The 4,650-nt window shown below is 42.8% G+C and carries 8 protein-coding genes; 4 read left to right on the top strand and 4 right to left on the bottom strand.

Annotated features, from left to right (window positions below):
- Positions 1-380: 380 nt before the first annotated feature.
- Together A6A26_RS02220 and A6A26_RS02215 are read left to right on the top strand one after the other, a co-directional pair.
- The gene (locus A6A26_RS02220; RefSeq protein ID WP_063877289.1) at positions 381-647 is read left to right on the top strand and encodes a hypothetical protein; all 267 of its coding nucleotides are present in this window, start codon (positions 381-383) and stop codon (positions 645-647) included.
- Between the two features lie 35 nt (positions 648-682).
- Positions 683-901 carry a hypothetical protein gene (locus A6A26_RS02215; RefSeq protein WP_063877288.1) on the top strand — a complete coding sequence of 73 codons (219 nt, stop codon included), beginning with the start codon at positions 683-685 and terminating at the stop codon, positions 899-901.
- 167 nt (positions 902-1,068) lie between these two features.
- Here A6A26_RS02215 and A6A26_RS02210 read toward each other — a convergent pair whose 3' ends face one another.
- Positions 1,069-1,257 (bottom strand): hypothetical protein, encoded by a 189-nt coding sequence (locus A6A26_RS02210; protein WP_063877287.1) that lies wholly within the window; start codon positions 1,255-1,257, stop codon positions 1,069-1,071.
- Positions 1,254-1,961: a glycine-rich domain-containing protein gene (locus A6A26_RS25355; RefSeq protein ID WP_145394953.1), complete on the bottom strand. Its 708-nt coding sequence runs from the start codon at positions 1,959-1,961 to the stop codon at positions 1,254-1,256. The genes A6A26_RS02210 and A6A26_RS25355 overlap by 4 nt, the downstream gene beginning before the upstream one ends.
- On the opposite strand from A6A26_RS25355, the gene A6A26_RS02205 reads away from it, so the two are divergent.
- Positions 1,932-2,498 (top strand): phage tail protein, encoded by a 567-nt coding sequence (locus tag A6A26_RS02205; RefSeq protein WP_082875141.1) that lies wholly within the window; start codon positions 1,932-1,934, stop codon positions 2,496-2,498. The genes A6A26_RS25355 and A6A26_RS02205 overlap by 30 nt on opposite strands.
- Entirely contained in the window at positions 2,498-3,106 is a 609-nt protein-coding gene (locus A6A26_RS02200; RefSeq protein ID WP_063877286.1) for a tail fiber assembly protein, read from the top strand. Before A6A26_RS02205 ends, A6A26_RS02200 begins: the two co-directional genes overlap by 1 nt.
- Here the strand turns inward: A6A26_RS02200 and A6A26_RS25935 are convergent.
- Both A6A26_RS25935 and A6A26_RS25350 read right to left on the bottom strand, forming a co-directional pair.
- A complete protein-coding gene (locus tag A6A26_RS25935; protein WP_253851869.1) occupies positions 3,069-3,158 on the bottom strand; it encodes a hypothetical protein in 90 nt (29 codons plus the stop codon). The genes A6A26_RS02200 and A6A26_RS25935 overlap by 38 nt on opposite strands.
- A 1,055-nt stretch (positions 3,159-4,213) precedes the next feature.
- Positions 4,214-4,636 (bottom strand): gp53-like domain-containing protein, encoded by a 423-nt coding sequence (locus A6A26_RS25350; protein WP_156506639.1) that lies wholly within the window; start codon positions 4,634-4,636, stop codon positions 4,214-4,216.
- Positions 4,637-4,650: the final 14 nt, after the last annotated feature.

Genomic DNA, 4,650 nt, shown 5'->3' with positions numbered 1-4,650 from the left:
TTTTGTAGAAGCAGTCCAAAATGAGATTTCGCGTTCTAGAGGCGTTAAACAATTCATCAGTAGCGGCAAGTTCCAGGTCCCGGATGGCGTAAGCACTGTCTACTTATCCGGATGTGCTGCTGGAGGCGGCGGTGGCGGTGGCGGTTGCCGTACAAACACCAGTGAATTTGGCGGTGGCGGCGGTGGCGGTGGCGGTGGACAGTCAGTTATTAAGCGCGCCATAACAGTTAAGCCTGGAGAAATGATCGATGTAGTCATCGGGGCTGGTGGTGCCGGTGGAACCACGTCAGTAAACTCCGATGGCAAAGCTGGAGGAGTTGGTGGCAATACTGTTTTTGGCAATTATTTGACCCTCATCGCCGGTCAGGGTGGAGACCCTGGTGGTGGTGGTTCAGCGCAGTATGGTGGGGCTGGCGGGGGAGGATATCCTCGTGGAAGCACTGGAAATGATGGAGCAGGAACAACGGGCTCGACGATTGGAACAGGTTGCGGCGGCGCAGGCGCATCATGTCCATTCGGTGGAGGCGGTGGCTCCGTTCGCTCATCTTCCGCAGGTAGTGCTGGAGGCCAAAACGGTTACGTTGGAGATGGTTTTGGTGCTGGCGGCGCAGGTGGATCTACTGGCATTAATGGTAACGGTGCTGTAGGTCAGCCCGGTTTCCTCATAGTGGAGTGGTAACAGATGGCTAATTTCGCACTTATTCAAACAGGTAGTAATTATGTCGAAAATATTATTATCAGGGACAATGAATTTGACATATCCGGCTTCACCATGGTGAAAATTGAAAGTGGTGTTTTTTGCCAGCCAGGTATGTTTTTAAATAAAGCTGATGGTTTATTTTATCAAGACAAAGAGTTCAGCATGATCTATTCATTAGCGAAGGAAAAAATAATTTATTAGTTAAAGTTCTTTTTTAACAATGAGTTAGAACTCTAGGCCTATTTCCCTTAAGCTGATTTACTGTAAATGTTGAGTTTACCTACGGCTTCATGATTTTTTGTTAATGAATTTTTTAAGCGATTAGTAGTGTTTGGCTTTCAAAAAAACCCGCATATGCGGGTTTTTAATTATATGATGTTAATCTTTTTCCCCGGAATGAATGTGTTATTTATATAATTCCAGCCTTCAGCTATTTTCACCCCGCTTGATGTAATATCAACCCACTGCATATCGGGATGGAAAAGCTTTGTGATTTTTCCCTCAGTGGAAAATAGCTCTTTAACTATATTTTTTTCAATTCTTGCATACGTTTTCATGCATATTCCTCAATGATAATCAATCCATCGCCTCCATTCCCACCAGTCTGAGCAGATGAATTACTTACGGAAAATCCTCCGCCTCCTCCTGAACCTAATGCGCCTGGATCACCGGAAAAAGCTGAGCCGGCAGCGATGGGATTCCCGCCCGCACAAAAATACGATGCGCCGCCGCCTCCACTCTCATAGCCCGAGCTTAAGGTTATAGCAGGGGTTCCTGCAGAGCCTTTAACGTTCATATGATTACCGCCATAACCCTGTCCACCTCCACCATTTGAAAGCAGGCGATTCTCTCCATAGTTAAATGCAGTTCCGCTCGCAGCTCTGGCACCGCTTGATGCGGAAAGATATCGTCCAAAACTACTGCTTTGTCCTGATTGCGGCTCATTACTTCCTACTCCGCCTGAACCGCCTCTGCCAACCGTTATCAATATGGGAAATTCGAGCTCATCAACTGAATACCAGGAGATTGCGGTACCGCCAGCGCCACCACCTGAACCCACAGCCCCCTGATTTGTTCCAACAGCGACAGTACCACCACCACCTCCACCTCCGCCCGTAACGATTATTTTTAGCAATCGAGCAGCCGGCTTAACGTAAGTCGTACTTTGGCTGAAAAGATTTACTTTCAACAATCGTCCCAAAAGCATTTCATTTAAACCGAGGTTTTTAGGATGCTCCAGGCTTTTTATCAACAATTGCATTTGGATAAAAACCTCAGTTTGGGAGAAGGCTCCGCTTTGCCGGTTGGAGTGCCTGTTCCCTGGCCGTCAGCGAACCCGCCAGTGGGCTGGTTAAAATGTAATGGTGCAGCTATCACCTCTGCTCAGTACCCGCTTCTGGCAAAGGCCTATCCATCACTAAAATTACCGGATTTACGTGGGGAGTTTATTCGTGGATGGGATGATGGGCGGGGAGTCGATTCTAACCGTGAGTTATTAGCAGCCCAGATTCCGACTTATCTTCGTACAGCCATGATGGATTATAACGGTAGTGATGTTGACAGTAGTGGCGTTTATATCGGTATGGCCTATTCTGGGGCCGACTTTGTAACTAAGTCAGTAGCATCGCCAGGCGGTATTTATCGGGCACCCAATAATTCAGATCTTACAAACAGTGTTGCTCAGGATAATGGCGTTAGTGGAGGCGCTAGTAATACAGTTTACAATAAAGAGGGTTCTGTATGGATAACCATGCGCCCTAGGAATATCGCATTTAATTATATTGTAAGGGCTGCATAATGAACCAGGCTGAATTAGATAAAAACTTTATAGCCGTTAAGGCTGGGGACGTCAGAGTTTATAATTTTGATGAGATCTCACGTGAATACCTTTCATCCGGCATTGAAAGTCTGGCTTTAGGTGTTGGCATTCCTGCCAATTCATGTATCGATGCGCCTTTAAAAAATAAGGATGGAATGGCAGTTTGCAGGACTGAAGATCTTTTATCCTGGGAGTACGTTAGCGATCATCGGGGTGAAACCGTTTATGATATTACAAACGGAAAACCATTTATTATAAAAAATTTGGGAGATTATCTAATAAGTACCACGCCCAAAAAGCCAGGCTCACAATATGATAAATGGGACGGGGATAACTGGATTTTGGATCTGGTGGCCCAACACGAAGCAGATATAGCAAGTGCTGAGAAATTTCGTCGAGAACTTTTGAGTGAAGTTGAAATAATGATATCTGACTGGCGAATTGAATTGTTGCTTGGAGAGATTAGCGATACTGATAAAGCAAAGCTTTCAGCATGGATGGCATATAAATCTGCTGTGAAGGTCGTGGATGTTTCCACAGCCCCTGAGATTAGTTGGCCGACACCTCCGATGGCACAGGCCATGTGATATCTGGTACGTTAGTAGTTTTAACTTCTTTTAATCCCCTGATATAGGTCAGCCAATCGATCAGGCTGGCCTTATCTTTATCACTAATGATGCCTGACTGAAGTTCAGACTACCAGAAAATAATCATTAGTATTGCACTGACCAGTAATGAACTTTATGCCTGTTCTGCTGTGTCCAATCTAGTTGGTTATCTTTTTTTCATGACTAATCATCTCGCCAATCAATTTTCCTGAGTGTTGATCTTATTAAAAATCTGACTATTTTCTATCATGGAGGTTTCGATTATGATTTCATCATAGAACAGCCTTCTATATAAAATAGTAATTCAATTTTTGGGAAACGCTTCGCCATCAGAGAATAAGTAGCAGTGCTAAATATCACACCATTGTATTTAACTAACCAAATTGCGGAGTTGCTGACTGCCAGGGAGTCTGGTTCACTAATGGGCGACCCGGACTTTTCTGCAAAGATGAATGCCCGTATTAATGAGGTTGATAATGTCACTCGGGTTTGGCAAGCCCAATTACTTTACGCGATTAAAAATCATACTTACAAGATATTATTAACTAATGTGAATAAAACTCTTCAAAGCAGTTTATAAGGTAAATCTAAAAGATATTTTTCAGCGAAATCTTGAGCCATGAAGCCGGTACAGTTTAACTGTAATTTATGAAAAAGCCGTAAAATTGCTTACGGCTTTTAATGTTGGTTGAACGGCATGTAAGAAGCTATGATTATTCAACTTTAGAAAAGGTAATAACATCAGCATATTTTAAATACATCAATATCAACTGACCACATTTAGAAAGTCTAACCACCTCTTCATTCATTTTAAGGGCAAATATGCAATATTATATTTATTTAAAAACTCTCACCACCAACTAAATTATATTTTTTTAGTTAAAATAAAAACCTTGTGTTTTATAGCCTTATTAGTATGAGTCACGAACCCATTCCCTTTTTTAACTACATCGTTAAATAAAACACTTACCCAGTACCCTAATGAAAGGATCGTCATCACCAACATCGCAGTTAGATTTCGATATTAAGTAACTCAACCAGATAGCCTCTTTATCGATTCCTCTATAAATAAAATCAAGCATCGATTCAAAATCCTATTGCCAACCAAGAAAAGCACCTGGAATGACCAACATCACCAGATTCAATAAAGAAATGTGCATCGGCACCTGTGCGACCAGGTGAACCAATAGAGACTTGTTGTCTAAGTGAACGATAAGCACTTGAGAATTCATAATCAGGGGTTGAGACACCTGTGCTGGTTGTTACACAAGCGCACTTAACCGGAAACGGAATGGGAAAAGTAATGTTACATTTATAATTGTCTGCGGTTGTGCCACTCCTCCATGTCCCCCATTGAATAATTATATTTCTAACTTTACCGCCAATACTAACTGGAACAGACATCCAGCCATCATCACTATCTAGCGCGGTAATCCCATTCCTTATTGCGGCTTCTCCCAAACCGAGGTTTTTATCCAAATGCAATTGTTGATAAAAAGCCTGGAGCATCCTAAAAACCTCGG

This window comes from Pantoea sp. OXWO6B1, from assembly GCF_001641135.1.
GTDB classification, from domain to species: domain Bacteria; phylum Pseudomonadota; class Gammaproteobacteria; order Enterobacterales; family Enterobacteriaceae; genus Pantoea; species Pantoea allii.
This window is presented reverse-complemented; position numbering and strand designations above follow the sequence as displayed.

Excerpts from the sequence above, each read along its gene's own strand:
- A6A26_RS02215 (WP_063877288.1), top strand. The coding sequence starts at position 683 with ATGGCTAATTTCGCACTTATTCAAACAGGTAGTAATTATGTCGAAAAT.
- A6A26_RS02210 (WP_063877287.1), bottom strand. The coding sequence starts at position 1,257 with ATGAAAACGTATGCAAGAATTGAAAAAAATATAGTTAAAGAGCTATTT.
- A6A26_RS02205 (WP_082875141.1), top strand. The coding sequence starts at position 1,932 with ATGCTCCAGGCTTTTTATCAACAATTGCATTTGGATAAAAACCTCAGT.
- A6A26_RS25355 (WP_145394953.1), bottom strand. The coding sequence starts at position 1,961 with ATGCAATTGTTGATAAAAAGCCTGGAGCATCCTAAAAACCTCGGTTTA.
- A6A26_RS02200 (WP_063877286.1), top strand. The coding sequence starts at position 2,498 with ATGAACCAGGCTGAATTAGATAAAAACTTTATAGCCGTTAAGGCTGGG.
- A6A26_RS25350 (WP_156506639.1), bottom strand. The coding sequence starts at position 4,636 with ATGCTCCAGGCTTTTTATCAACAATTGCATTTGGATAAAAACCTCGGT.